Origin of the sequence: Microbacterium sp. BWT-B31 (assembly GCF_041379855.1) — a bacterium.
Taxonomy (GTDB): Bacteria; Actinomycetota; Actinomycetes; order Actinomycetales; family Microbacteriaceae; genus Microbacterium.
Window position 1 is genome coordinate 54,712 of the sequence record NZ_JBFECU010000014.1, and the last position, 24,427, is coordinate 79,138.

Below are 24,427 nucleotides of genomic sequence, written 5' to 3' on the forward strand. Positions count from 1 at the left end.
CGGCATCGAGGTGCCCGATGAATGAGCCGGAAGAGTTCGTGCAGTCGCTCGCGCGCGGGCTCGAGGTGATTCGGGCGTTCGACGCCGACCACGCCGAGCTGTCGCTGAGCGACGTCGCGCGGCGCGCGGGCATCCCGCGTGCGGCGGCGCGGCGATTCCTGCTCACGCTTCAGACCCTCGGCTACGTGCGCGCCACCGGCGACGGCACCGCGCGCGTGTTCGCCCTCACGCCGCGTGTGCTCGAACTCGGCTTCAGCTACCTGTCGGCGCTGTCGCTGCCCGAAGTGGCGCAGCCCCACCTCGAGCGACTCTCGCGCGAGGTCGACGAGAGCGTCTCGGCCGCGGTGCTCGACGGCACCGACATCGTCTACGTCGCTCGCGTGCCCACCCGCCGCATCATGAGCGTGCGCATCACGATCGGCACGCGATTCCCGGCGTGGGCGACGAGCATGGGGCGCGTGCTGCTGGCGGGACTGACCGAGGAAGAGGCGGATGCTGCGGCCCCGGCATCCGCTCTGTCATCGCTCACCGAGCGCACCGTCACCGACACCGCGGCGCTGCGGGCCGAGCTCGCCCGCGTGCGCGAGCAGGGCTGGGCGCTCGTGGACGGCGAGCTCGAGTCGGGCCTTCGCTCGGTCGCGGCGCCTCTGCACGGCCGCGACGGATCGGTCGTCGCCGCCGTGAACGTCTCGACCAGCGCAACGCGCGACACGGTCGAGCACGTGCTCGAGGCCCACCTGCCGCGCCTGCTCGGCACGGCCGCCGCGATCGACGCGGAACTGCGCCTGGTCTGACCGTCCGCGGGTCAGCGCCGCCCGCGGGTCAGCGCCGCCCGGCGAGCGAGTGGAACGCCGCGGGGGAGAGCACATGGTCCAGAGCCAGCATGCTCGCCCCGATGATGCCCGCCTTTCCGGCGGCGGTGGACTGCACGATCGACAGGTGCCCGGTCGCGAGCGGCATCGACCGCGTGTACACGACCTCGCGCACCCCCGCGATGAGGTGCTCGCCGACGCGCGCCATCGAGCCGCCGAGGGCGATCACCTCGGGGTTCATGAGGCTCACGCACGCGGTGAGCACCTCGCCGATGTCGCGTCCGGCCTGGCGCACCGCCTGGATCGCCTCGACGTTGCCGCTCTTGACGAGCGCGACGACGTCGCTGCCGTTCTGCGTGTCGGCGCCCTGCTCGCGCAGCGCGCGCGCGATCGCGGGACCGGATGCCAGAGCCTCGAGGCAGCCCGTGTTGCCGCAGTGGCAGGGGACCCCGGCGCCGCGCGCGACGCGCACGTGGCCGATGTCGCCCGCGACTCCCTGGGCGCCGCGCAGCAGCATCCCGCTGGAGATCACGCCCGCGCCGATGCCGGTGGCGACCTTGACGAACATCAGGTGCTCGGTGGTCGGCCACGCGGTCGCGCGTTCGCCGAGGGCCATGATGTTGACGTCGTTGTCGACGAGAACGGGCACTTCGAGGTGCTGGCGCACCCAGCCGGGCACGTCGAAGCGGTCCCACCCGGGCATGATCGGCGGGTTGACGGGTTGTCCCGTGGAATGCTCGACCGGCCCGGGAACGCCGATGCCGATGGCCACCAGATCGTGTCGGTCGCGCCCGGTCTGGGCGAGGAGGGATGCCGCGGTCTGCAGCATCCATGAGAGCACGTCCACCGGCCCGAGCGTGATCGAGACCGGCTCGCTGTGCTCGGCGAGGATCGTGCCCGACAGGTCGGCGACGGCGACGTTCGCGTGCGAGGCGCCGATGTCGGCGGCCAGCACGACCCGCGCGCTCGATCGCAGCGCGAACTGCGACGGCGGACGCCCGCCGGTCGAGGCCGCCTCGGCGACGGGGGCGATGAGCCCCATGCGCATGAGTTCGTCGACGCGCGCCGCGATCGTCGAGCGGGCCATGCCGGTCGACTTCGCGAGCTGTGCCCGGGTTCGAGGCTCACCGTCGCGCAGAAGCTGGAACAGTTCGCTTGCGCCGGTGCCGTTGGAGGATGCTTCGGAGTTGCTCATGCTCACAACTCAGTCAATCACGTCACAACTCACGCAGAAGTGACGCGACTTCTGCGCAGTGGTGCCGCCAAACTCCTTCGATCGGTGCGAGAAGGGGCGAGAATCGGCGCCCAGGTGACCCGATCGTGCCGAATCGAAGGAGTTCTGCAGGCGGGTCTTGCGGCATGCGTGCGGTCGACCCCTCACGCCGTCCGTCCGCCCGTGGGCTTGGCGAAGCGCTGCTGCAGCAGCACGGCGATGACGATGATCACGCCCTTCGCGACGTTCTGCACCGACGATGAGAGGTTGTTCTGGACGAACACGTTCGTCAGCGTGGCGAAGATGAGCACGCCGAACACCGTGCCGGTGATCGTGCCCCGCCCACCCACGAGCAGCGTGCCGCCGACCACGACCGCCGCGATGACGTCGAGTTCGTAGAACAGGCCGTGAGTCGAGGTGCCCGCGGTCGTGCGGCCGAGGATCATGACCGCGGCGATGCCGGCGGTGAGACCGGCGATGGCGTAGAGCCACATGGTGTGCCGCTTCACATCGATGCCCGCCAGGCGTGCCGCCTCGCGGTTGCCGCCGATGGCGACCGTGCGCCGGCCGAAGGTCGTGCGGTTGAGCAGCACCCAGCCGCCGACGGCGACGACCGCGAAGATCCAGATCAGGATGTCGACGCCGAGGATGTCCTCGTTCAGGGCGTTGATGAATCCGCGGTCCTCGACGATGAGCGTGCGCCGCTCGGCGAGGATCTCGGCGAGCCCGCGTGCGGCGACGAGCATCGCGAGGGTCGCCATGAAGGCCACCACGTTGCCGTACGCGATGACGATGCCGTTGATGAGGCCGGCCGCGAGGCCGACGGCCAGTGCGATGAGGATCATGAAGACCCAGTGGGTCTGGTCGACGAGGTCCTGCACCGCCGCGAGGGTGGCGGCCACGGATGCCAGGCCCATGACCGATCCGACCGAGAGGTCGATGCCCCCCGCGATGATCACGAGGGTCATGCCGATGCTGATGACGCCGATGATGGAGGCCTGGCGCAGGATCGTGAGCGCGTTGCTCAGGTTGGCGAAGTCCTGTCCCGCCGTGATCGCACCGACCACGACGATCAGCAGCAGCGCGACGACGAGGCCGAGGTTGCGTCCGGCGGGGCCGGACAGCATCCGCTGGAGGCCGGACTGCTGCGGCGAGTTGCCGGACGGCGACGGCGGGTCGGCGATCGGTGGGGCGGCAGTGGCCCCGGGGGCGGTTGGCTCGCTCACTCGGCGGATCCTTTCATGACGAGATCGAGCACGCCGTGCTCGTCGATCTGGGAGGCGGGGAGCGTCGTGAGGACCCGTCCGTCGGCGATGACGAGCACGGTGTCGGCAAGACCGAGGACCTCCTCGATCTCGCTCGAGACGATGACGATCGCTTTGCCCGCCGCGGCGAGGCTGCGGATGAGCGCGTAGATCTCGGCGCGGGCCCCGACGTCGACGCCGCGCGTGGGCTCGTCGAGCAGCAGCACGCGCGTGCCGTGCACGAGCCAGCGCGCGAGCAGGATCTTCTGCTGGTTGCCGCCCGAGAGGGTCACGGCCGGTCGGTCGGGATCTGCCGGACGCAGTTCGAGCGCCTGGATCTGCTCCTCGGTCGCCGTGCGCGCGCCGCGGTCGTCGAGGAATCCGGCCTTGGCGAAGCGCGACATCGACGAGAGGGTCACGTTGACGAAGATCGGCTCGTCGAGCACGAGCCCCTGGCTCTTGCGTTCCTCGGGCGAGAGTCCGACCCCGGTCGCGACGGCGGCGGTGACCGAGCCCTTCTTCAGCTCCTTGCCGGCCACCCTGACCGTGCCCGAGGTGCGGCGCCGCGCACCGTAGACGGTCTCGAGGATCTCGGAGCGGCCCGAGCCGACCAGTCCCGCCAGACCTATGACCTCGCCGGCGCGCACCGAGAACGAGACGTCGTCGAACAGCCCGTTGACGGTGAGTCCCTCGACCTCGAGCATCGTGGGGGCGTCGGCGTCGACGGGCGCCGCGGGAGGGAAGACGTTCTCGACGGCGCGTCCGGTCATGAGCTTTATCAGCTCGCTGGTCGGGGTGTCGGCGACCGGAAGGCCGCTGGCCATCGACCGGCCGTCTTTGAGCACGGTGATGCGGTCGCCGATCTGGCGGATCTCTTCGAGGCGGTGGGTGATGTAGACCACTGCGATGCCCTCGGACGTGAGCTCGTGCACCACTTTGAAGAGGTTCTTGACCTCTTCGGTGTCGAGCACGGCGGACGGCTCGTCCATGATGATGAGCTTGGTCTCGTGCGAGAGAGCGCGCGCCATCGAGACGATCTGCTTGCTCGCGGCGCTGAGCCGGCCGACCTCGGTGTGGGGCGAGAGGTTCCCGTGCCCGAGGCGCCGCAGCAGCTCACGAGTCTGCCTCGCGGCCTCGGACCGACGCGTGAACCCGCCGCGGGCCAGTTCGTGCCCGAGGAAGATGTTCTCGGCGATCGTGAGCCCGTCGACGACGTCGAGCTCTTGGTACATCGTCGCGATGCCCAGCGCGATCGCGGCTTCGGGGTTCGGGATCGAGATCGTCTCGCCGAGCCACGAGATCGTGCCCTCGTCGGGGCTGTGGACGCCTGCGAGCGTCTTGATGAGGGTGGACTTGCCGGCGCCGTTCTGTCCGAGGATGCAGTGCACCTCACCGGGCAGAACCTCGAGGTCGACCCCGCGCAGGGCGTGCACGCCGGCGAATGACTTTGTCACGTGCCGGACGTCAAGTAATGCCGATTGATGGTCGACTTTGATCACCCCGCGAACCTAACACGACTTGCCGACGCGTGGGTGGATGGATTTCTCGGCACGACAACGCGGATGCAGGCGCGTGCATTTGGCCTCTCGCACGCGACTGTGCTCGGGAAACCTAGCCCGAAGAGACTTATGCCGATCCATAAACAAAAGATGTCGTAACGTACTCCACTTCTGTTACGGTGATCCCGTCAGTGTCGACTCCTGAGTACGGGCGGTCCCCTCTCACAGCAAGGCGCTGTCGCAGCTGCATCACATTTCAAGGAGGAAAAAGACATGCGCTCACACCTGAAGGCGCGCACACGACTGATTCTGACCGGCACCGCGGTGGTCGCCTCGATCGGCCTGCTGGCAGGCTGCACCGGATCGGGCGAGGAGGAGGACGTCACCGACCAAGGCACCACCAGCGAAGAAAACGCCGAGTCGGGCGACTCCGTCGTCATCGGCTTCTCGGGCCCCGCGGCCGACCACGGCTGGCTCGGCGCCATCAACTCGGGCGCGCAGGCGGCGGCCGACAGCTTCGACGACGTCGAACTCCGCGTCGCCGAGGGCACCAACGACGCCAACGCGCAGATCGCGGCCGTCGAGACCTTCATCAACGAGGGCGTCGACGCGATCGTGCTGCTGCCCACCGACGGTGCCGCGCTCACCGAGGTCGCGATCAAGGCGATGGAGGCGGGCATCCCCGTCATCAACGTCGACCGCGAGTTCTCGAGCCCGTTCGCGGCCCGCTCGACGATCCTCGGCGACAACTACGGCATGGGCGTGTCGGCGGGCACGTACATCTGCGAGCAGCTCGGCGGGGAGGGCTTTGTCGCCGAGATCGCGGGCATCGACTCGCTGCCGCTCACGCAGGACCGCTCGCAGGGCTTCGCCGACGCGCTCGAGGACTGCGGCCTGCAGGTCGACGCTCGCGTCGCCGCCGACTTTACCGTCGCCGGCGGCGAGGCGGCCGCGTCGCAGCTGCTGGCGGCCAACCCGCACATCGACGCCATCTGGAACCACGACGACGACCAGGGCGTGGGCGTGCTCGCGGCCATCGACTCCGCCGGCCGCGACGAGTTCTTCATGATGGGCGGCGCGGGCTCGCGCAACGCGATGGAGGCCATCGAGGCCGACGACACCGTGCTGAAGGCGACCGTCATCTACCCGTCGACGCAGGCCGCCGACGGCATCGCGCTGGCGCGGCTGATCGCCCAGGGCAAGACGATGAGCGACCTCATCACGCCGTCCGTGCCGAACCGCATCGTGCTGGATGCGCCGGTGGTCACGAAGGACAACGTCGACCAGTTCATCGGTCTGGCCTTCGCCTCCTGATCCCGAACGCGGGGCGTCCGGTGGACGGACGCCCCGCACTCACCCACGTCGAAAGGCACACACGTGACCGAGCACCCCGAGCCTGCGGCATCCGCTCTGCGCGTCGCAATGATCGGACACGGCTTCATGGGAGCCGCGCACTCGCAGGGGTGGCGCGTCGCTCCGCGTTTCTTCGACCTGCCCCTGCGGCCCGAGATGGCCGTGGTGGTCGGACGCAACGCGCAGGCGGCGGCCGAGGCGGCCGAGAAGTGGGGCTGGAGCGAGAGCGCCACCGATTGGCGTGAGGTGATCGGGCGCGACGACATCGACATCGTCGACATCGTCACCCCCGGTGACACGCACGCCGAGATCGCGATCACCGCGCTCGAGGCCGGCAAGCATGTGCTGTGCGAGAAGCCGCTGGCGAACACCGTCGCCGAGGCGCGGGCGATGACGGATGCCGCAGCCGCCGCGTCCGCGCGGGGGGCTCGGGCGATGGTCGGCTTCACCTATCGTCGCGTGCCGGCGGTCACGCTCATGCGCGAGCTCATCGCGGCCGGCAAGGTCGGCCGCGTGCAGCAGGTGCGCGCCGCCTACCGGCAGGACTGGCTCGTCGACCCCGCGGTGCCCCTGGCCTGGCGGCTGCAGAAGGAGCATGCGGGCTCGGGCGCACTCGGCGACATCGGGGCGCACATCATCGACATGACGCAGTTCGTGACCGGGCTCGCCGTCGACAGCGTATCGGGCGTGCTCGACACGATCGTGCGGCAGCGCCCGCTCCTCGGGTCGGGCTCGGGCCTGTCCGGCACCGCCGCGGAGGGCTTCGGCGAGGTGACCGTCGACGACGCGGCCGTCTTCACGGGCCGCCTGTCGAACGGCGCGCTCGCCTCGTTCGAGGCGACACGCTTCGCGACGGGACGCAAGAACGCGCTGACCGTCGAGGTGTCCGGTGACCGTGGGGCGCTCGCCTTCGACCTCGAAGACCTCAACACGCTGCGGTTCTACGACCGCACGGCCCCCGACGAGCTGCAGGGCTTCACGCGGATCCTGGTGACCGAGCCGCAGCATCCGTATGTCTCGGCCTGGTGGCCCGCGGGCCACATGCTCGGCTACGAGCACGGGTTCAGCCACCAGGTCGTCGACTTCGTCACCGCGATCCACGACGGCACGCAGCCCGAGCCCTCGTTCGCCGACGGGCTGCGTGTGCAGCGCGTGCTCGAAGCCGTCGAGCGCAGTTCGGACGCCGTAAGCGTCTGGACGCCCGTCGGCGGCTGACGACATTCTGAATCGAAGGACTTCTACGAGAGAGGACGATCGCGATGACGCGACCGATCACCCTGTTCACCGGCCAGTGGGCCGACCTGCCGTTCGAAGAGGTCGCGCGCCTCGCGGGCCAGTGGGGCTACGACGGCCTCGAGATCGCCTGCTGGGGCGACCACCTCGACGTCGCGCGGTGGGATGACGCCGCCTACGTGCAGTCGCGGCTCGACATCCTGGAGCGCAACGGCCTGAAGGTGTGGACGATCTCGAACCACCTCGCAGGTCAAGCGGTGTGCGACGATCCGATCGACGCGCGGCACCGCGACATCTTGAACGACCGCGTATGGGGCGACGGCGACCCCGAAGGCGTGCGGCAGCGCGCGGCGGAGGAGCTGAAGAACACGGCCCGGTTCGCCGCCGCGCTCGGCGTGAAGACCGTCGTCGGGTTCACCGGCTCGTCGATCTGGAAGGCGGTGGCGATGTTCCCGCCCGCGTCGGACGAGTTCATCGCCGCAGGCTACGCGGATTTCGCGGAGCGCTGGAACCCGATCCTCGACGTGTTCGACGAGGTCGGCGTGCGCTTCGCGCTCGAGGTGCACCCGTCCGAGATCGCGTACGACTACTGGACCGCAAAGGCGACGCTCAACGCGATCGGGCACCGCAAGGGCTTCGGGTTCAACTTCGACCCGTCGCATTTCATGTGGCAGCAACTCGACCCGGTCGCGTTCGTGCTCGACTACGCCGACCACATCTTCCACGTGCACGTGAAGGAGTCGATCACCAACCTCGACGGACGCAACGGCGTGCTCGGGTCGCACCTGCCGTGGGCGAACCCGCGCCGCGGCTGGACCTTCGTGTCGACCGCCCACGGCGAGGTGCCGTGGGAGCCGCTGTTCCGCGCGCTGAACGCCATCGGCTACACCGGTCCGACGTCGGTGGAGTGGGAGGACGCCGGCATGGACCGCCTGCACGGAGCGCCCGAGGCGCTTGAGTTCGTGCGCGGGCTGAACGCGATCACGCCGCCCGCGGCCGCGTTCGACGCCGCGTTCTCTACCAAGACGGAGTAGTCGCGAGCGGGCGGAACGGCAAGCGGGACGCCCAAGAGCGGCGGATGCTGCTACCGCACGCCGCGCATGAGCGCCAGCACCGGCTTGACCGCCGCGAGCAGGCCCAGCCCGACGACGATCGCGATGCCGCCGAGGATCGAGAAGTACGGCACCTCGTTGTCGGGGTCGTAGAACTGTGCGAGCCAGCCCGAGATCGCGGTGCCGAGCGACACCGACAGGAAGAACAGCGCCACCATCTGGGTGTGGAAGGCGGCCGGCGCGAGCTTCGTCGCGACCGACAGGCCCACCGGCGACAGCAGCAGTTCGGCGACCGTGAAGACCAGGATGATGCCCGCCAGTGCGATCAGCGGCGTCGAGCCCGCGCCGCCGTTCGCGAACGGCAGGAACAGCAGGAACGCGATCCCCATGATGATCACCCCGAGGCCGAACTTGACCGGAGTGGACGGCTGACGCGCGCCGAGCTTGGTCCACAGCGCCGCGAACACCCCCGACAGGATGATGATGAACACCGGGTTGATCGACTGCACCCAGTCCGGCGGCATCTGCCAGCCGAACAGGTTCAGGTCGACCCGCCGCTCGGCGTAGATGGGCACGACCGTGAACTGCTGCTGGTACAGCGACCAGAACGCGACGCTCACGACGAACAGTGGGATGAAGCCGACCACGCGGGAGCGCTCGGTCGCGTCGATCCGGCCGCTGGCGAGGATGACCGCGAAATAGGCGATCGTCGCCCCCGCGACGGTGATGATGACGACCACCGAGAGGTTGTCGGCCCGGATCGCCCCCGCGAGCACCAGCACGACGATCACCACGACGGCGGCCAGCGCGATGCCGGCGACCACCCAGCGCGCGCGGGCGGGGAGCGGGTTCGGGATGACGCGGGACTCGGCGGGCAGCTCCTTGCGGCCGAACGAGTACTGGATGAGCCCGATCGCCATGCCGATCGCCGCGGCGCCGAATGCCCAGTGGAATCCCGCGTTGACGCGCAGGAATCCGGTCACGAGCGGCCCGAGGAAGGCGCCGATGTTGATGCCCAGATAGAAGATCGAGAACCCCGCGTCGCGGCGGGTGTCTTCCGGGGTGTACAGCGTTCCGACCACCGAGGTCGCGTTGGCCTTGAGCCCGCCCGAGCCGACCGCGACGAGGATCAGGCCGATCACCACGCCCGCGTAGCCGGGGACGATCGCCAGGGCGATGTGCCCGACCATGATCACGATCGCGCTGTAGAACAGCACGCGCTCCGACCCGAGCAGCCGGTCGGCGACCCACGCGCCGAGGATCGTCGCGAGGTACACCGACCCGCCGTAGGCGCCGATGATGCTGACGGCGGTGGTCTCGGGCATGCCGAGTCCGCCCTGGGACGCCGAGAAGTACAGGTAGTAGACCATGACGATCTGCATGCCGTAGAAGCTGAAGCGCTCCCACATCTCGACGCCGAAGATGTGCCACAGCGGCCACGGCTGGCCGAAGAACCGCGTGTCGCGGTCGTCCTCGGCCGGCGCGGACGCCGGTGCGGTCGTCATGCACGTCAGGGTAGCGGCACGCGGGCGCGACGGACAGGGGCCGCCAGGAGGCGCAGCTCCACCGGTCTTCGCACGCGCGGGCGCGCGTCCGATCCGCCGTTGCGCAGGTCTCCGAAGAGCGGATGCCGCCGCTCAGGCCGTCGCGCGCAGGTCGAGGGCGATGTCGACGAGCATGTCCTCCTGGCCTCCGATGAGGCCGCGTCGACCCGCTTCGACCAGCAGGGTGCGGGCATCCGTGCCGTAGGCCTCGGCGGCCCGCTCGGCGTGCCGCAAGAAGCTCGAATACGTGCCGGCGAAGCCGAGCGACAGGGTCTCGCGGTCGACCTGCACGGGGCGGTCGTGCAGCGGGCGCACGAGGTCGTCGGCGGCGTCCTGCAGCGCGAACAGGTCGGCGCGCGGCTCCCAGCCGTGCAGCTTCGCGACGGCCACGAACGGCTCGATCGGCGTGTTGCCGGCCCCCGCTCCGTGACCGGCGAGCGATGCGTCGACCCGGTAGGCCCCCTCCTCGACGGCGACGACCGAGTTGGCGACGGCGAGCGAGAGGTTCTGGTGGGCGTGGATGCCGATCTGCGTGCGCTCGTCGAGCACGTCGCGGTAGGCGCGGATGCGGGCCCGCACGTCGTCCATCGTGAGGCGCCCGGCGGAGTCGGTGACGTACACGCAGTCGGCGCCGTACGACTCCATGAGCTTCGCCTGCCCGGCAAGCGTCGCGGGGTCGGTCAGGTGCGCCATCATGAGAAAGCCCGACACGTCCATGCCCCACGACTTGGCGGCCTCGATGTGCTGGCGCGAGACATCGGCCTCGGTGCTGTGCGTCGCGACGCGCACGGATCGCACGCCCCGCTCGAACGCCTCGCGCAGATCGTGGATCGTGCCGATGCCGGGCAGCAGCAGTGTCGTCAGCACGGCGTTGCGCACGGCCCCGGCGGCCGCCTCGATCCAGTCGAGCGTCGCGTGCGACCCGGGGCCGTACGTCAGGCTCGCTCCCGACAGGCCGTCGCCGTGGGCGACCTCGATCGCGTCGACCCCGGCCGCGTCGAGGGCTCCCGCGATCCGAGCGACGGTCGCCGGATCGATGCGGTGACGAATGGCGTGCATGCCGTCGCGCAGGGTGACGTCCTGCAGGTAGATGCGAGTGTCTGCGCTCACGCTGCTGCTCCGATCGACTGGGCGATGCGTTCTGCCGTCTGCAGCGCAGCCGACGTCATGATGTCGAGGTTTCCCGCGTAGGCCGGCAGGTACATCGCGGCGCCCTCGACCTCGAGAAAGACGGTCACGCGCGTGTACGAGCCCGCAAGCCGCCGGTCTTCGGGAACGAGGATGCCGGCATCCGCCGTCTCTTCGTCGAAGACGACCTCCTGCTTCAGGCGGTAGCCGGGCACGTAGCGCGCGACCTCGTCGGCGCGGGCGCGCACCGCGGCGGCGACCCGCTCGCGACCGTCCGCGTCGAGCGCGGCAGTGAGCACCTGCACGGTGTCGCGCATGATCATGGGCGGCTCGGCGGGGTTCAGCACGATGATCGCCTTGCCGCGCGCGGCGCCGCCCACCTGCTCGATCGCGGCCGAGGTGGTCTCGGTGAACTCGTCGATGTTCGCGCGGGTGCCCGGCCCGGCGGAGCGCGACGCGATCGACGCCACGATCTCGCCGTAGAGCACCGGCGCCACCTGGCCGATCGCGTGCACGATCGGGATCGTCGCCTGGCCCCCGCAGGTCACCATGTTCACGTCGTTTGCGTCGAGGTGCTCGTCGAGGTTGACCGAGGGAATGACGTACGGGCCGATCGCCGCCGGCGTCAGGTCGATGAGGCGCTTTCCTCGCGGCAGCAGCTTCTCGGCGTTCGCGCGGTGGGCGGAGGCGCTCGTCGCGTCGAACACGATGCCGATCTCGTCGAACTGCGGGCTCGCGATGAGCCCGTCGACGCCTTCCGCGGTCGTGGGGATGCCGATCCGCCGCGCACGCGCCAGGCCGTCGGACTCCGGGTCGATGCCGACGAGCATGCCCATCTCGAGGTGGTCGCTCGTGCGCAGCACCTTGAACATCAGGTCGGTGCCGATGTTGCCCGATCCGATGATCGCCACTTTCGTCTTGGACACGGTTCTCCTTCTGGAAGGGGTGGAGGGCGGGTCAGGTCGCGCGGAGCACGGCGGGCTCGAAGCCCTGCGCGATCGCCCGCCAGGTGCCCGGCCCGTCGGGGGCGACGGCGCCGCACACGGCGCCCGACAGCACGACCGATCCCGGCTCGAACGCCTGCCCGTACCGGCCGATCGTGGTGGCCAGCCAATGCACCGCGACGACGGGGTCGCCCAGCACGGCCGAGCCCGGACCGGCCGCGACCTCGGTGCCGTCGCGCTCGAGCGCGACGCGCGTGTCGGCGAGGCGGGCGAGCAGTTCGCCGCTTGCGGCAACCCACGCCCCGAGCACGATGCGCGCCGACGAGGCGTTGTCGGCGATGGTGTCGGCAAGACCGATGCGCCAGTCGCGCACGCGCGAGTCGATGACCTCGATCGAGACGGCGACCGCTCCGATCGCCGCGGCGACCTGTTCGGTCGTCGGCGATGCCGGGAGTGCGCGGTCGATGCGGAACGCGAACTCGGGCTCGAGGCGCGGGGCGATGAGCTCGTCGAGCGACAGCGCGCCGGCGTGCGGGACCACCATCGCGTCGGTGATCACCCCGAAGTCGGGCTGATCCACGCCCAGCTGCCGCTGCATCGCGAGCGACGTCAGGCCCACCTTGTGCCCGACGACGCGCTCGCCGCGCTCCACGCGCGCGGCGACGCCCCGCGCCTGGATGCGGTACGCGTCGTCGACCGACAGGTCGTGCGACGCCGACGGCTGGTCGATGGGCGCGCGCAGCGCGGTCGCCCGGGCGAGGGCATCCGCGATCTCACGGGTGAGCTGGTCGGTCGCGGGCATCTGCTAAAGCTCCTCGCGCAGGAAGGCGCGCACGAGCAGCAGCATCGCGTCGCGCCGTTCGATCTGCACCCAGTGCCCGCACTTGTCGAAGACGTGCAGCTGCGAGTTCTCGAGCTGCTGGTTGAAGTACACCGACGAGTCGGGGGTGACGAACCGGTCCTCGCGACCGTGCACCAGCAGCACGCGGTGACGGATGCGCCGCAGCGCCGAGGGCGGCAGCGTCATCTCGGCGGGCGAGGTCGGCGCCTGGTACATCGAAAGGAACGACCGCTTCACTTCGGGGCGGTGCACCTCGGCGTAGCGCTCCTCGACGATCTCGGCGATCGACGAGCCGAGGGTGTCCTCGTCGTACACGAACCAGCGCGTGAGCGCTTCGATGCCCTCGCGCGAGGCGTCCTTGTAGAACGACGCCATGCGCATCACCTCGGGCGTCGGATGAGCCATCTGGCCGCCGGCGCTGCCCATGAGCGTGAGGTCGATCACGCGCTCGGGCGCGGTCGCCGTGATCCACAGCGACAGCGCGCCGCCGGCGGAGTTGCCGACGAGGTGGGCGCGGTCGATGCCGAGGGCGTCAAGGAGCGCCAGGATCTGGTTCACCCGCTCCCGCACCCACGCGGTCATCGAACCGGGAGCCTCGCCCTCGGCGGGGTGGTCGGTGTCGCCCCAGCCGTAGATGTCCGGCGCGATCACTCGGTAGCGGTCCGACAGGCCCGGGATGAACCCGCGCCAGTTGGTGGTCGCGTTCGCGCCCGGGCCGCCGCCGTGCAGCAGCACGACGACCTCGTCGCCGCCGGATGCGGGCGCGCCCGAGTCGAGGAAGCTGGTCGTGAACGCGCCGGTCTGGATGCGGCGCGCGTCGAAGTCAGTCATGTCAGGCCTCCGTGGTGGTGTTCATGACGTTGTCGTCGGTGTGCGGCACGTAGTCGGTCGGGCCCCACATCGTCAGCGCGGTCGCGATGCGGTCGACGCCCCACTCCACGGGCTCCCAGTCGGGGTCGAAGATGAGGTAGCCGTTGCTGAAGATCTCGACGCGATGCCCCGACCCGGGGTCGCGCACGTAGAGGAACATCGCCTGCGAGACGCCGTGCTTGCCCGGCCCCTGGTCGGGCTTGATGCCCGCTTCGGCGACGATGTCGGCCGCGCGCAGCACGTCGGCGGCGTTGTCGAGCCAGAAGGCGAGGTGGTGCATGCGCGCCGGGGTCGTCTCGTGGGGGCCGGCCTTCATGAGGGCGATGTCGTGGACGAGCGGGGTGACGCTCATCCAGCCGCCGATCCGGCCGCCCGGGGTCTGGATGTACTCGCGCAGCTTGAACCCGAGGTTGTCCGTGAGCCACTGGTGGTTGGCCTCGGGGTCGTGGGTGGTCCACAGGTTCACGTGGTCGATGCGGCGCACCGAGATGCCGTGGTGCCAGGAGCGGTAGCGCTGGTTGAGCAGCACCGAGCGGTCGGCCTCGGCGACGGCCGGCTTCTCGACGTCCCAGTACAGCCGCAGCCTGTGCCCGGTGGGCATCTGCAGCCGCAGCGACTCGCCGTAGCCGTCCTCGGCGTCGGCGGGCTGCACGGTGACCTCGTTGCCGTTCTCGGTGAGCAGGTCGTGGAAGCTCTCGAGGTCTTCGGGGCGCCGCACGCGCCACGAGACGTGGTCGAGGCGCGCGCGGTCGCCGGCCTCGAGCACGAGGCTGTGGTGCTCGGCCTCCAGGTCGGCGCGCAGGTAGACCTTGTTCTCGGTGCGCGCGACGACGTGCAGGCCGATCACGTCGCGGAAGAACCACAGCGACTTGTCGAGGTCGGGGGTCACGAGGTGGGCGGCGCCGAGCTTCGCGATCTCGGGGTGGTAGCGGTAGGTGGCCATTGTGGGCTCCTGTCTCGTCGGGTCGTCAGCGACCGGAGGCGGCGGTGGTGGTGAGGGCGACGGATGCCGCGGGCCAGTCGGGCGTCGCGAGCCCATGGCGGTCCGATGCGGCGATGAAGCGGTCCGGGCGCACCGCGACGGCCCGCGCGCCGTGCGTGCGCAGGAACTCGAGGACGACGCCGGTGAAGTCGACGATCTCGTCGAGCGTGCGGGTGCCCTCGTCGACGGGGCGCACCGTGAGGTAGCGGGCGCCCAGCGCGTCCCACTCGGCCTTCTCTGCCGGCGTGAGCAGGGTCGCGGGGTCGATGCCGTCGCCGAGCAGCACGTACCCGCGGCCGAGCGCGTCGTCGACGCGCTTCATCCAGCCGTCCGCGGTCCACACCTTCGGCTGGGGCAGCGCCTTGCCGACGATGCCCTCCTCGCCGACCGGGCCGCGCAGCCAGCCGGCCTCCAGGACCGGCGGTGCGATGAGCGGCGGGTCGGGCGGGATCACGCCCGGGGGCGGGGGCGCCGTGATCTGCGCGAGCACCTCGTCGGGCAGTTCCTGCTTGATGATCATGCCGAGCTCTATCGCGAGCCCGGTGTAGAACTCGACGTTGGGTCGGCGCTCGGCCTCGTAGGTGTCGAGGATCGCCTCGGGCGCGGTGGCGTCGAGCACCCGCGCGAGCTTCCATGAGATGTCGTACGCGTCGCGCATTCCCGACTGCATGCCGGCACCGGCCCACGGCGGCATAAGGTGCGCGGCGTCGCCGACGAGGAACACCCGGCCTTCGCGCCAGCGCTCGGCCATGCGCTCGTGGTGCTTGTAGAACGCGTGCTGGTGGATGTCGACGTCGTCCTCGGTCACGCCGATGTCGTGCAGCAGCGGCCACACCTGCTCGGCCGTGGCGAAGTCGGCGGGGTCCTCGCCGGCGCGCAGCGGAATCTCCCACCGGTGGTTGCCCTGTGGCAGGGGGAGGTCAACGACCGGACGCCTCTTGTCGCTCCAGAACGTCAGGTAGTCGCGGTCGGGCCACCAGCGCTTGACGCGGCAGTCGATCACGATCCAGTCCACGTCGAGCGTGTCGCCGAGAAGCCCGATGCCGAGCGCGCGGCGCGTGGGGCTCGACCCGCCGTCGCACGCGAGGGCGTAGCGGGCGCGCATGCTGCGCACGGCGCCGGTCGCGGCATCCTGTGCCGTGATCGTGACGCCCGTGGCGTCCTGCTCGACGCCGGTGACCTCCCAGCCGTACTCGACCGACACCAGGTCGGGGAACCGGTCCGCCCCGGCGCGCAGCACCGGCTCGAGCGAGGGCTGGTACACGTTGTAGAAGCGCGTGCCCTCGACGGTGCCGAGGGTCGAGGGCGTGAAGCTCACGCGCATGAGCTCGCGCCCGTCGTAGGTCACCCAGCGCAGGGCCCGCTGCGGGTCGACCACCTTGAGCACGTCGTCGTCGAGCCCGAGGTCCTGAAAGATGCGCATCGTCCAGTCGTTGACCGTCACCGCCCGCGCGCGGGGGTAGATCTCGCGATCGCGTTCGAACGCGACGACGCTGACGCCGCGCGAGGCCAGCGTGTTGGCGGCCGTCACGCCGGACGGGCCGTAGCCGATGATGGCGATGTCCGCATCGAACCGTTCCCGTTCGAAGGATTCGTTCATCGTGTGTCTCCAGATCCTCTTCGACCTTTTGTGCGGATGGGCGCGGTGCGCTCGCGGCGTTCACGCTAGGTCCGGTCGGTTGAAGGGTCCCAACATCCGTTCCGCTCAGTGAGACGGCATCCGTGCCCGTTCCGAAACAGCGGGATGCTGAGACGCACCGCGCGCGCCCGCGTCGCGACGATCGTCGAAAGGCCTAGGCGATGCCCCATCCCGCTGAGAAGGACAACCCGATCGCGATGGTCGACCGCATCGCGGCGATCATCAACTGCGTCGCCGAGCAGTCGTCGGCGATCTCGATGAGCGAGGTGGCCCGGCGCACCGGGCTGCCGAAGTCGACCACGTCGCGCATCGTGCACTCGCTGCTGCCGCACGGACTGCTCGAGATCGTGGACGACGAACTCGTGCTCGGCCTGCGGTTCTTCGAACTCGGCGAGCTGGCGTCGCGCCCGCGGACGCTGCGCCGGCTGACCTACGCGCACATGGAGGGGCTGCGGCGCGTCACCGGCAACTCGGTGCACCTGGCGGTGCTCGACGGGCGCCACGTCGTCTACATCGAGATCCTGCGCTCGCGCGCCACCCCGGCGCTGCCGAGCCGTGTGGGCGGACGCGTGCCGGCCCACGCCACCGCGGTCGGCAAGGCGCTGCTGGCGTTCTCACCGCCCGAGGTCACCGAGCGCATCATCGAGGGCGGACTCGAGGCGATCGGGCCGCGCACCATCACCGATCCCGACCGGCTGCGCGCGGCGCTGTGGCGCATCCGCGCGAGCGGCATCGCGACCGAGCAGGAGGAGTCCGGGCGCGACTCGGCGTGTGTGGCCGCGCCGATCCTCGTGGGTGAGAGCCACGAGCCGATCGCCGCCATCTCGGTCTCGGGTGTGGCCGCCGAGATGGACATCGCCGGCTGCGAGCGCGCGGTGCGCAGCGCCGTGGACGCGCTGCGCGAGCAGGCCGCGCTGCTTCCCCGCCGCGGTCGCACGATGTAGCAGAACCCGCCGAGGCGGGCCGTCTCACTCGCGCAGGGACGGATGCCGCTCGTCCGGCGCGCGCCGGGCCGGGATGAACACGCCGATCAGAAGCGCGAGCACGGCCGCTGCGCCGCCGAGGAGGAACGCGATCTGGAACGCGACCGGCGTCGGCACCTGCGCGCCTTCTGCCTGCACGGTGAAGGTCGCCAGCACCGCGCCGATGACCGCGGCGGCGCTCGAGGTGCCGAGGGAGCGGAACAGGGCGTTCAGGCCGTTGCTCGCGCCGGTCTCTGTCTGGGGCACAGACCGCATGATGAGCATCGGCATCGCCGCGAACCCGAACCCGATGCCGACGCCGATGAGGAGGTTCGCGATCAGCAGGTGCCACACCTCGCTGCGCAGCAGCAGCGTGAAGGTGTAGGCACAGACCAGCGCCACCGCACCGGCGATGAGCAGCACACGGGGTCCGACCCGGTGCGAGAGGCGCCCCGACACCGGCGAGAGCACCATCATCACGAGCCCCGACGGCATGACCACCAGGCTCGCAGCCAGCAGCGACAGCCCGAAGCCGCCCAGGGCCGCCGGCAGCTCCAGAAGCTGCGGGTAGATCACGTTCGAGCCGAACAGCGCGAAGCCCATCGCGACCGAGGTCAGGTTCGTGAGCAGCACCGGCCGGCGTGCCGCGACGCGCAGGTCGAGGAGCGGGTCGTCGATGCGCAGCTCGAACCAACCCCACAGCAGCAGCACGACCACCCCGCCCAGTCCGCAGCCGATGGTCGCCGGCGACGTCCACCCCCACACCCCTCCGCGCGACACGGCCAGGAGCACCCCGATGAGGCCCACCGCGAGGCCGCCCGCGCCGATGTAGTCGAACCTTCCCGCGGTGCGCAGCACGCTCGGCGGCACGATCCACACGACCAGCAGCAGCACGACGACCCCGAGACCGGCGGCCACCCAGAACAGCATGTGCCAGTCGCTGCGCTCGGTCACGATCGCGCTGAGGGGCAGGCCGATCGCGCCGCCCACGCCGAGGGTCGCGCTGATCAGGGCGATCGCGGAGTCCACGCGCTTCTCGTGCAGCACGTCGCGCAGGATCGAGATGCCGAGCGGGATGACACCCGTCACCGCGCCCTGCAGCGCCCGCCCGATCACGATCCCGACGATGCTGTGCGAGAGCGCCGCGATCACCGAGCCGAGCACGAGCAGGCCCAGCAGCACGATCACGATCCGGCGCTTGCCGTACATGTCGCCCAGGCGTCCCGAGATCGGGGTGCACACGGCCGCGGCGAGCAGGGTCGCCGTCACGACCCACGCGGTGTCCTCGCGGCTGGCGTCCAGCAGTTCGGGGAGCTTCGACTGGATCGGCACGACCAGCGTGAACATGAACGACGACGCCAGCCCCGCGATGGCCAGCACGGCGACGATGGCGCCTTGGGGAGGCATCCGGGTGAGGCGTCTTCTGTCTGCATCGCCTCTGGCCACCCGCTCAGGCTAGCGGCGGTTCGAAGGGGCCAGGGCCACACGGCGAAAGCCCGCCCGGTGAGCGGGCGGTGGGCTGGACCCCGCCGACACCCCGGCTTCGTATGACGCGCCGGCGACGGCCCACCTGCGGGATCGCTCCCACAACTCGCAAGACGCTACCAGTGAGCGGGCCCGCACGCCAGGCCCGCAAAGCGAAAAGAGGCAGACTGGGCAGATGCCGCTTGATGACATCGAGATCCGTTCGCTCGAGAAGATCGATGAGATCTTCGCCGCGTCCGCGCTGTTCGACGCGGTGTGGCGCGGCGGCGGATCGGGCATGCCCACGAACCTGCTGCGGGCGCTCGCCCAGTCGGGCAACTACGTGGTGGGCGTGTTCTCGGGTGGGCGCATGGTCGGGGCATCCGCCGCCTTCTTCGCCGCGCCCGCGGCGCGCTCGATGCACTCGCACATCACCGGGGTGCTGCCCGAATACCAGAGCCTGGGCCTGGGCCGGCGGCTCAAGCAGCACCAGCGCGAGTGGGCGTTCGCGCGCGACGTCGGCCACATCACGTGGACCTTCGACCCGCTCGTGGCGCGCAACGCGCACTTCAACCTGCGCGTGCTCGGCACCCGCGCGACCGAGTACCTCGTGAACCACTACGGGGCGATGGACGACGGCGTGAACCGCGGCGACCAGACCGACCGGCTGCTGGTGACATGGTCGCTCGCCGCGCCGCCGGTTCCGACGCCGCCCGATGACCGCGTGGTCGCGTCGGTCGCGATCCCCACCGACATCGCGGCGATCCGCGCCGAGAATCCAGCGGATGCCGCGGCCTGGCGCCTGCGCGTGCGCGAGGGGTTCCTCGCCCGCCTGGCCGACGGGCTCGTCGTGGGCGGGTTCGACGACGAGCGCGGGTACCTGTTCGTGCGGCCGTAGCGTCGCGACCGCCAGGGCGAACGGAGGGGATCTGCCCTTCTGAGGAGGAATCCCGCCGACCCGGCCCTCAGAACACCGGATCTCCGCAGAAACCCGGGCCGTGGCATCCGTCGTCGCCCTAGGCTGGCCCGCATGCCCGAGTACCGCGCGCACTTCGACTTTCTGATCCGCTTCGCCAACGGGGGAGACCTCGCCGGCACCGGATTCCGCCTCGACCTGCCTTCGCACGAGGCGGACGAGACCACGGTCGGGCGCCTGCTCGTGCAGCATCTCGGGCTCGCGCTGGTCGACGACGTCGAGTTGCGCGGACTGCGGGTGGTCGAGGAGCCCCATCGCGGGTCACGCGGGGTCGAGACGGCGCAGAGGGCGGATGCTGCGGCCGAGGCATCCGTCGTCGACCTCAGCCACCCGATCCGCGCGGGCCTGGTGACCTACCCGGGGCTGCCGGCGCCGGTGATCACGCCCCACCTCACTCGCGAGGACTCGCGCGCCCGCTACGCGCCGGGCACCGAGTTCGCGATGGACGTCATCACGATGATCGGCAACACCGGCACGTATCTCGACTCGCCGTTCCACCGCTACGGGGACGGCGTCGACCTCGCGGGGCTCGACCTGGCCTCGCTCGTCGACCTGCGCACCGAGGTGTTCCATCTCGAGGACGCGTGGACGCCCGAGCGCCGCGGCATCCGCGCCGAGACCCTCGTCGATCGCGACGTGCGCGGCGCGGCGGTGCTGCTGCACACGGGTTGGGACCGCTGGTTCGGGCAGCCGGAGTACGCGCACGGCGCCCCGTTCCTCACGGGCGAGGGCGCGCAGTGGCTGATCGACGCGGGCGCGGCCCTGGTCGGCATCGACTCGCTCAACATCGACGACACCGAGTCCGGCGGCGAGCGGCCCGCGCACACGCTGCTGCTCGCCGCGGGCGTGCATGTCGTCGAGCACCTGACGAACCTCGGGGCGCTGGCGCCGTCGGGTGCGCGCTTCACCGCCGCCCCGCCCGCCGTCGAGGGGTTCGGCACATTCCCGGTGCGTGCCTTCGCCCGCCTGCCCGAGACCGTGGCGCCGTGATCTCATGAACGGCGACTGGACCCCGCACCGGCGCGACGACGGCGAGCTCGTCGGGTGGATCCGTCCCGACGGCCAGGGCTGGGTCGCCGTCGACCTGCTCGGGCGCGAGGCGACCGGCGCCGTCGACTGGCTCGACGCGGAGGCCGCGCTCGAACAGACAGGTCTCGCGTGGCTGGCCGACGCGTGGATGCTCGAGCGCGACGCGGGCGCCGTGCGCGTGCGCATCCTCGAGGTCACGCCGCCGCGCGAGGGCACGGCGGGCCGGGTCGTGGTGCAGACCGACGACTTCGGCGCGATCGACGCTTCGGTGGAGCGGTTCGGGCTGCCGTGGCCGGCGCCCGAAGCCCTGCGCCCGATGCGAGGCCGAGAGGGCGCATCCCCCTGGGGGTGACCCCGGGTGGGGGATTTCTCCCCGTCGGCAGGCGCGTCCGGCGCCGGTAACGTCGCTGACGAATCGCAGCCGCACCGGAGGCCGACATGCACGCACCGCACGACCCGTGTGCCGCGTCCGGGCTCCTTCGCGGCGCGCGCGAGCGCTTGTTGTCGCGTCGGCGGGGGCCCCGCGTCAGCCGCTCGACGTTCCGTCCGTTGCGCGCGGGCGATCGGATGCACGCTGCCTGACCCGCGGGCGCGGGTCTGCGGTTCTGGGGGCCCGCGGGTCACGAGCGATTGCCGCGACGCTACCCTGTGCGCATGACGTCGGGTGCTGCGGGCTCGCTATCGCACGCCGGGGCGCTGTTGCTGCGCCTCGTGTCGACGCTCATGCTCGTCGCGCTGCTCGTGTCGGGGTGTGCGGCGTGGACCTCGTCCGGGACGGCTCGCCTGCCGGACGGCGTGACGGTCGAGGTGCGGCAGCAGCGCGCCGATGTCGCCCCGCGCCAGGCGCAGGTGGTGATCGGGAACGGCTCCGACCAGACCCTGGTGATCGGCCGGGTGCGCATGCGCGATCCGCGATTCGCCGAGGACGCGGCGCGGGTCGTCGAGCGCGAGAGCCGGGTCGCCCCGGGCGCCACCGTCGACGTGCGGGTGCAGCTTGCTGCCGTCGTGTGCGACGGGCCGGACGACGCCGAGCCTCAGGTCACGTTCGCCTTCGCCGTCGACGGGGCCGAGGGCGAGGCGACCGTCGCCGCGGCCGACCCGCTCGGCTTTCTCGCGCCGCTGCACGAGCGCGAGTGCCGGGCCGAGAGGGTGACGGATGCCGCCTCCGTCGCCTTCACCGCGTTCGAGCCGTCGCCGCCGGGCGCTCCCGCGCGGCTCGAACTGACGATCGCGCCGACCGGACGCGGCGAGGTCGCCATCGACGCGGTGCAGGAGACGAACCTGATCTCGTTCGGCGCGGCATCCGTCGACGGCGCGTTCCCGCTGGGCGTCGCCGTGGCCACGGGCGACACCGCCCCGATTGTCGTCAGCCTTCCGATCGTGCCGTTGCGGTGCGACCCGCACGCCGTGCAGGAGGACAAGCGCGGCACGATCTTCGACGTGCGGGTGGTCGTGGGCGGGGCGGCGGGCGAGATCGAGCGGTTCGTCGGCGAGGACCTGCGCGGTCGCATCCTGTCGTGGGTCGCCGACTGGTGCGGGTTCGGAGAGTGAGATGCTCCGCAGAGCGGGCAGAGGCCCCGGGGCCGCCTAGGGTTGGACCCATGAGCGACGTGGCTCCCCTCGATCCGGCGGCATCGGCCCGCGGCATCTCTCGCGCGACCCAGTCCGAGATCTACCGCGCCGGAATCAGCGGCGCCAAGCCCGCTGTGCCGATCGACCCCGATGCCCTCGAGCGCGCCGCACGCAAGGCGGTGAGCGCCGAGGCCTTCGCGTACATCGCGGGAGGGGCCGGCGCCGAGCGCACGATGGCGGCCAACCGGGCTGCGTTCGACCGGTGGCAGGTGTGGCCGCGGCCGTTGCGCGACGTCTCGGAGCGCGACCTGTCGATCGACTTTCTCGGCAAGAGGCGCGCCACGCCGGTGCTTCTCGCCCCGCTCGGGGTGATGGAGATGGTCAGCGACGAGGCCGACCTCGCGGTCGCGCGGGCTGCGGCATCCCTCGGCGTCCCCTGCACGCTGTCGAACCAGGCGTCGTACCCCATGGAGGCGGTGGCGGATGCCGCCCCCGACGGGGCCCGGCTGTTCCAGCTGTACTGGTCGGCGTCGGACGACCTCAACGCGTCGCTGCTGCGGCGGGCCGAGGCATCCGGGTGCGAAGCGATCGTCGTGACGGTCGACACCCACCTGCTCGGGTGGCGCACGCGCGATCTCGACCTCGCGTACCTGCCCTTCACGCGCGGCCTCGGCATCGCGCAGTACACCAGCGACCCGGTGTTCCAGCAGTTGGTGCGCGAGCGATCGCGGGCGGGTTCGCGGCCAGCGGATGCCCCGCCCCCCGTGAGGGCGACGCCCAGGGCCGTCCTGGCCGGCGTGTCGATCGCCCGCAAGGGCGCCGCGGTCACCGGATCGAGCAGGCTGCGCGAGAACCTCCGCTCGCCGCTGCCCCGCGCCGCGGTGGAGACGTTCCTCGACGTGTTCTCGACCCCGGCCCTCACTTGGGACGACCTCGCCAAGGCGCGCGAGTGGACGAGCCTGCCGATCATCCTCAAGGGCATCGTGCACCCCGACGACGCGATCCGCGCGCTGGATGCCGGAATGGACGGCGTGTGGATCTCGAACCACGGCGGGCGGCAGATCGACCAGTCCGTGCCCACGCTCGCGGCGCTGCCCGAGATCGAGCGCCGCATCGGTGGGCGCCTGCCGATCGTGTTCGACTCGGGGGTGCGGGGCGGGGCCGATGCCGTCATCGCGCTGTCGCTCGGCGCGACCGCCGTGGCGCTCGGTCGCCCGTACGCCTACGGGCTCGCGGTCGCCGGTGAGAGCGGCGTGCGCGAGGTCGTGCGGAACATCCTCGCGGAACTCGACATCACGATGGGACTCGCCGGCGCCACGAGCGTGGCGGACCTCGGACGCGCCACCTTGCGCGAGGTCTGAGCGCGGTCTGCTGGCTCGCACCCGATCCCGGTTTGCCGATGATGCTCGGCGACTCATTCTGAGCCGCGGTCGACTCTAGAGCCGCCTGGGATCTCGTCCCAGCCACCCCGCACCTGGCCTCCCGCTTGTCGATGAATGGCTGGGCGATCTCGGAGTCGGCACGAATGAGGTCTGAGCGAGGCCTCAGCGAAGTCTCGGGCGGTGACTCCGCTGTCACCGCCTATTCTGGAGGCATGCCCCTCGGGATGCCTTCGACGACGACCTCCTCCCGCCGCGCGCCTCGGTTCGGCGGTGTCCTGGCCACAGTGCTGGCGGTGGGACTCGCGGTCACGGCGTGCACTGGCTCGAACCCCGACGATGGCATCGACGGCGACTTCGCCGACGACGGCTGCACGAGCGTGGTCGTGGCGACGAGCTCCGAGAAGGTCAACATGCTCGACGCGCTCGCCGACGCGTTCAAGGAGTCGCCCGAGCACGACGCGCTCGCCGAGTGCGCGACCGTGCGGCCGATCAACGTCTCGTCCGGCGATGCCACGCGCTTCCTCACCGCCGGCGGCGACTGGCCCGACGACAACGAACGGCGCTGGCCTCGGGCTTTCATGGTGGGGCGGGCTGAGTGCCGTGTGGTGAATGGGGAAAGTGCTCCTGATCTGGGAGAATAGGACTTGTCTAGAGTTCAGATTCACTCAGTTCGAGGAGCACCTTCAAG

22 protein-coding genes are annotated in these 24,427 nt (G+C 70.9%); 11 read left to right on the top strand and 11 right to left on the bottom strand.

Going from position 1 to position 24,427, the window contains the following annotated elements; all coding sequences use genetic code 11:
• Positions 1-17 precede the first annotated feature (17 nt).
• On the top strand, positions 18-794 hold the full coding sequence (locus AB1K54_RS13775) for an IclR family transcriptional regulator C-terminal domain-containing protein (protein ID WP_371203335.1): 777 nt from the start codon (positions 18-20) through the stop codon (positions 792-794).
• A 28-nt stretch (positions 795-822) separates the two neighbouring features.
• On the opposite strand, the gene AB1K54_RS13780 is transcribed toward AB1K54_RS13775, so the two are convergent.
• From AB1K54_RS13780 to AB1K54_RS13790, 3 genes are all read right to left on the bottom strand, one after another.
• Positions 823-2,007: an ROK family transcriptional regulator gene (locus AB1K54_RS13780; RefSeq protein ID WP_371203336.1), complete on the bottom strand. Its 1,185-nt coding sequence runs from the start codon at positions 2,005-2,007 to the stop codon at positions 823-825.
• A 182-nt stretch (positions 2,008-2,189) separates the two neighbouring features.
• Positions 2,190-3,251, bottom strand: a complete 1,062-nt coding sequence (locus AB1K54_RS13785; protein ID WP_371203337.1) for an ABC transporter permease — start codon at positions 3,249-3,251, stop codon at positions 2,190-2,192.
• Entirely contained in the window at positions 3,248-4,723 is a 1,476-nt protein-coding gene (locus AB1K54_RS13790) for a sugar ABC transporter ATP-binding protein (RefSeq protein WP_371203338.1), read from the bottom strand. Before AB1K54_RS13790 ends, AB1K54_RS13785 begins: the two co-directional genes overlap by 4 nt.
• A gap of 318 nt (positions 4,724-5,041) precedes the next feature.
• On the opposite strand from AB1K54_RS13790, the gene AB1K54_RS13795 reads away from it, so the two are divergent.
• The 3 genes from AB1K54_RS13795 (at position 5,042) to AB1K54_RS13805 (ending at position 8,388) form a co-directional block, all read left to right on the top strand.
• Positions 5,042-6,082 carry a substrate-binding domain-containing protein gene (locus AB1K54_RS13795; protein ID WP_371203339.1) on the top strand — a complete coding sequence of 347 codons (1,041 nt, stop codon included), beginning with the start codon at positions 5,042-5,044 and terminating at the stop codon, positions 6,080-6,082.
• Between the two features lie 108 nt (positions 6,083-6,190).
• Positions 6,191-7,336 (top strand): Gfo/Idh/MocA family protein, encoded by a 1,146-nt coding sequence (locus AB1K54_RS13800; protein WP_371203358.1) that lies wholly within the window; start codon positions 6,191-6,193, stop codon positions 7,334-7,336.
• 44 nt (positions 7,337-7,380) lie between these two features.
• Positions 7,381-8,388: a sugar phosphate isomerase/epimerase family protein gene (locus AB1K54_RS13805; protein ID WP_371203340.1), complete on the top strand. Its 1,008-nt coding sequence runs from the start codon at positions 7,381-7,383 to the stop codon at positions 8,386-8,388.
• A 50-nt stretch (positions 8,389-8,438) separates the two neighbouring features.
• On the opposite strand, the gene AB1K54_RS13810 is transcribed toward AB1K54_RS13805, so the two are convergent.
• From AB1K54_RS13810 to AB1K54_RS13840, 7 genes are all read right to left on the bottom strand, one after another.
• Positions 8,439-9,911, bottom strand: coding sequence for a peptide MFS transporter (locus AB1K54_RS13810; RefSeq protein ID WP_371203341.1), 1,473 nt, complete (start codon positions 9,909-9,911; stop codon positions 8,439-8,441).
• Positions 9,912-10,043: 132 nt separating this feature from the next.
• A complete protein-coding gene (gene dmpG, locus AB1K54_RS13815; RefSeq protein WP_371203342.1) occupies positions 10,044-11,060 on the bottom strand; it encodes a 4-hydroxy-2-oxovalerate aldolase in 1,017 nt (338 codons plus the stop codon).
• A complete protein-coding gene (locus AB1K54_RS13820) occupies positions 11,057-12,004 on the bottom strand; it encodes an acetaldehyde dehydrogenase (acetylating) (RefSeq protein ID WP_371203343.1) in 948 nt (315 codons plus the stop codon). Before AB1K54_RS13820 ends, dmpG begins: the two co-directional genes overlap by 4 nt.
• Before the next feature lie 31 nt (positions 12,005-12,035).
• The gene (locus tag AB1K54_RS13825; RefSeq protein WP_371203344.1) at positions 12,036-12,824 is read right to left on the bottom strand and encodes a 2-keto-4-pentenoate hydratase; all 789 of its coding nucleotides are present in this window, start codon (positions 12,822-12,824) and stop codon (positions 12,036-12,038) included.
• A gap of 3 nt (positions 12,825-12,827) precedes the next feature.
• Positions 12,828-13,694, bottom strand: coding sequence for an alpha/beta fold hydrolase (locus AB1K54_RS13830; protein WP_371203345.1), 867 nt, complete (start codon positions 13,692-13,694; stop codon positions 12,828-12,830).
• Between the two features lies 1 nt (position 13,695).
• A complete protein-coding gene (locus AB1K54_RS13835; protein ID WP_371203346.1) occupies positions 13,696-14,676 on the bottom strand; it encodes a VOC family protein in 981 nt (326 codons plus the stop codon).
• A gap of 25 nt (positions 14,677-14,701) precedes the next feature.
• Positions 14,702-16,315, bottom strand: a complete 1,614-nt coding sequence (locus tag AB1K54_RS13840; RefSeq protein WP_371203347.1) for a bifunctional 3-(3-hydroxy-phenyl)propionate/3-hydroxycinnamic acid hydroxylase — start codon at positions 16,313-16,315, stop codon at positions 14,702-14,704.
• 200 nt (positions 16,316-16,515) lie between these two features.
• On the opposite strand from AB1K54_RS13840, the gene AB1K54_RS13845 reads away from it, so the two are divergent.
• The gene (locus tag AB1K54_RS13845; protein WP_371203348.1) at positions 16,516-17,298 is read left to right on the top strand and encodes an IclR family transcriptional regulator; all 783 of its coding nucleotides are present in this window, start codon (positions 16,516-16,518) and stop codon (positions 17,296-17,298) included.
• 24 nt (positions 17,299-17,322) lie between these two features.
• Here AB1K54_RS13845 and AB1K54_RS13850 read toward each other — a convergent pair whose 3' ends face one another.
• Positions 17,323-18,723 carry an MFS transporter gene (locus AB1K54_RS13850; RefSeq protein ID WP_371203349.1) on the bottom strand — a complete coding sequence of 467 codons (1,401 nt, stop codon included), beginning with the start codon at positions 18,721-18,723 and terminating at the stop codon, positions 17,323-17,325.
• Between the two features lie 253 nt (positions 18,724-18,976).
• Between AB1K54_RS13850 and AB1K54_RS13855 the strand changes: the two genes are divergently transcribed.
• The 6 genes from AB1K54_RS13855 (at position 18,977) to AB1K54_RS13880 (ending at position 24,380) form a co-directional block, all read left to right on the top strand.
• On the top strand, positions 18,977-19,678 hold the full coding sequence (locus tag AB1K54_RS13855; RefSeq protein WP_371203350.1) for a GNAT family N-acetyltransferase: 702 nt from the start codon (positions 18,977-18,979) through the stop codon (positions 19,676-19,678).
• Between the two features lie 132 nt (positions 19,679-19,810).
• Positions 19,811-20,746, top strand: a complete 936-nt coding sequence (locus AB1K54_RS13860; RefSeq protein ID WP_371203351.1) for a cyclase family protein — start codon at positions 19,811-19,813, stop codon at positions 20,744-20,746.
• Between the two features lie 4 nt (positions 20,747-20,750).
• On the top strand, positions 20,751-21,137 hold the full coding sequence (locus tag AB1K54_RS13865) for a hypothetical protein (RefSeq protein ID WP_371203352.1): 387 nt from the start codon (positions 20,751-20,753) through the stop codon (positions 21,135-21,137).
• Between the two features lie 302 nt (positions 21,138-21,439).
• Positions 21,440-22,336, top strand: a complete 897-nt coding sequence (locus AB1K54_RS13870; protein WP_371203353.1) for a hypothetical protein — start codon at positions 21,440-21,442, stop codon at positions 22,334-22,336.
• A 50-nt stretch (positions 22,337-22,386) separates the two neighbouring features.
• Positions 22,387-23,718: an alpha-hydroxy-acid oxidizing protein gene (locus AB1K54_RS13875; RefSeq protein ID WP_371203354.1), complete on the top strand. Its 1,332-nt coding sequence runs from the start codon at positions 22,387-22,389 to the stop codon at positions 23,716-23,718.
• Between the two features lie 233 nt (positions 23,719-23,951).
• On the top strand, positions 23,952-24,380 hold the full coding sequence (locus AB1K54_RS13880) for a hypothetical protein (RefSeq protein WP_371203355.1): 429 nt from the start codon (positions 23,952-23,954) through the stop codon (positions 24,378-24,380).
• Positions 24,381-24,427: the final 47 nt, after the last annotated feature.

Excerpts from the sequence above, each read along its gene's own strand:
- AB1K54_RS13775 (WP_371203335.1), top strand. The coding sequence starts at position 18 with ATGAATGAGCCGGAAGAGTTCGTGCAGTCGCTCGCGCGCGGGCTCGAG.
- AB1K54_RS13780 (WP_371203336.1), bottom strand. The coding sequence starts at position 2,007 with ATGAGCAACTCCGAAGCATCCTCCAACGGCACCGGCGCAAGCGAACTG.
- AB1K54_RS13795 (WP_371203339.1), top strand. The coding sequence starts at position 5,042 with ATGCGCTCACACCTGAAGGCGCGCACACGACTGATTCTGACCGGCACC.
- AB1K54_RS13800 (WP_371203358.1), top strand. The coding sequence starts at position 6,191 with ATGATCGGACACGGCTTCATGGGAGCCGCGCACTCGCAGGGGTGGCGC.
- AB1K54_RS13805 (WP_371203340.1), top strand. The coding sequence starts at position 7,381 with ATGACGCGACCGATCACCCTGTTCACCGGCCAGTGGGCCGACCTGCCG.
- AB1K54_RS13810 (WP_371203341.1), bottom strand. The coding sequence starts at position 9,911 with ATGACGACCGCACCGGCGTCCGCGCCGGCCGAGGACGACCGCGACACG.
- AB1K54_RS13825 (WP_371203344.1), bottom strand. The coding sequence starts at position 12,824 with ATGCCCGCGACCGACCAGCTCACCCGTGAGATCGCGGATGCCCTCGCC.
- AB1K54_RS13830 (WP_371203345.1), bottom strand. The coding sequence starts at position 13,694 with ATGACTGACTTCGACGCGCGCCGCATCCAGACCGGCGCGTTCACGACC.
- AB1K54_RS13835 (WP_371203346.1), bottom strand. The coding sequence starts at position 14,676 with ATGGCCACCTACCGCTACCACCCCGAGATCGCGAAGCTCGGCGCCGCC.
- AB1K54_RS13840 (WP_371203347.1), bottom strand. The coding sequence starts at position 16,315 with ATGAACGAATCCTTCGAACGGGAACGGTTCGATGCGGACATCGCCATC.
- AB1K54_RS13845 (WP_371203348.1), top strand. The coding sequence starts at position 16,516 with ATGCCCCATCCCGCTGAGAAGGACAACCCGATCGCGATGGTCGACCGC.
- AB1K54_RS13850 (WP_371203349.1), bottom strand. The coding sequence starts at position 18,723 with ATGCCTCCCCAAGGCGCCATCGTCGCCGTGCTGGCCATCGCGGGGCTG.
- AB1K54_RS13855 (WP_371203350.1), top strand. The coding sequence starts at position 18,977 with ATGCCGCTTGATGACATCGAGATCCGTTCGCTCGAGAAGATCGATGAG.
- AB1K54_RS13860 (WP_371203351.1), top strand. The coding sequence starts at position 19,811 with ATGCCCGAGTACCGCGCGCACTTCGACTTTCTGATCCGCTTCGCCAAC.
- AB1K54_RS13865 (WP_371203352.1), top strand. The coding sequence starts at position 20,751 with ATGAACGGCGACTGGACCCCGCACCGGCGCGACGACGGCGAGCTCGTC.
- AB1K54_RS13870 (WP_371203353.1), top strand. The coding sequence starts at position 21,440 with ATGACGTCGGGTGCTGCGGGCTCGCTATCGCACGCCGGGGCGCTGTTG.
- AB1K54_RS13875 (WP_371203354.1), top strand. The coding sequence starts at position 22,387 with ATGAGCGACGTGGCTCCCCTCGATCCGGCGGCATCGGCCCGCGGCATC.
- AB1K54_RS13880 (WP_371203355.1), top strand. The coding sequence starts at position 23,952 with ATGCCCCTCGGGATGCCTTCGACGACGACCTCCTCCCGCCGCGCGCCT.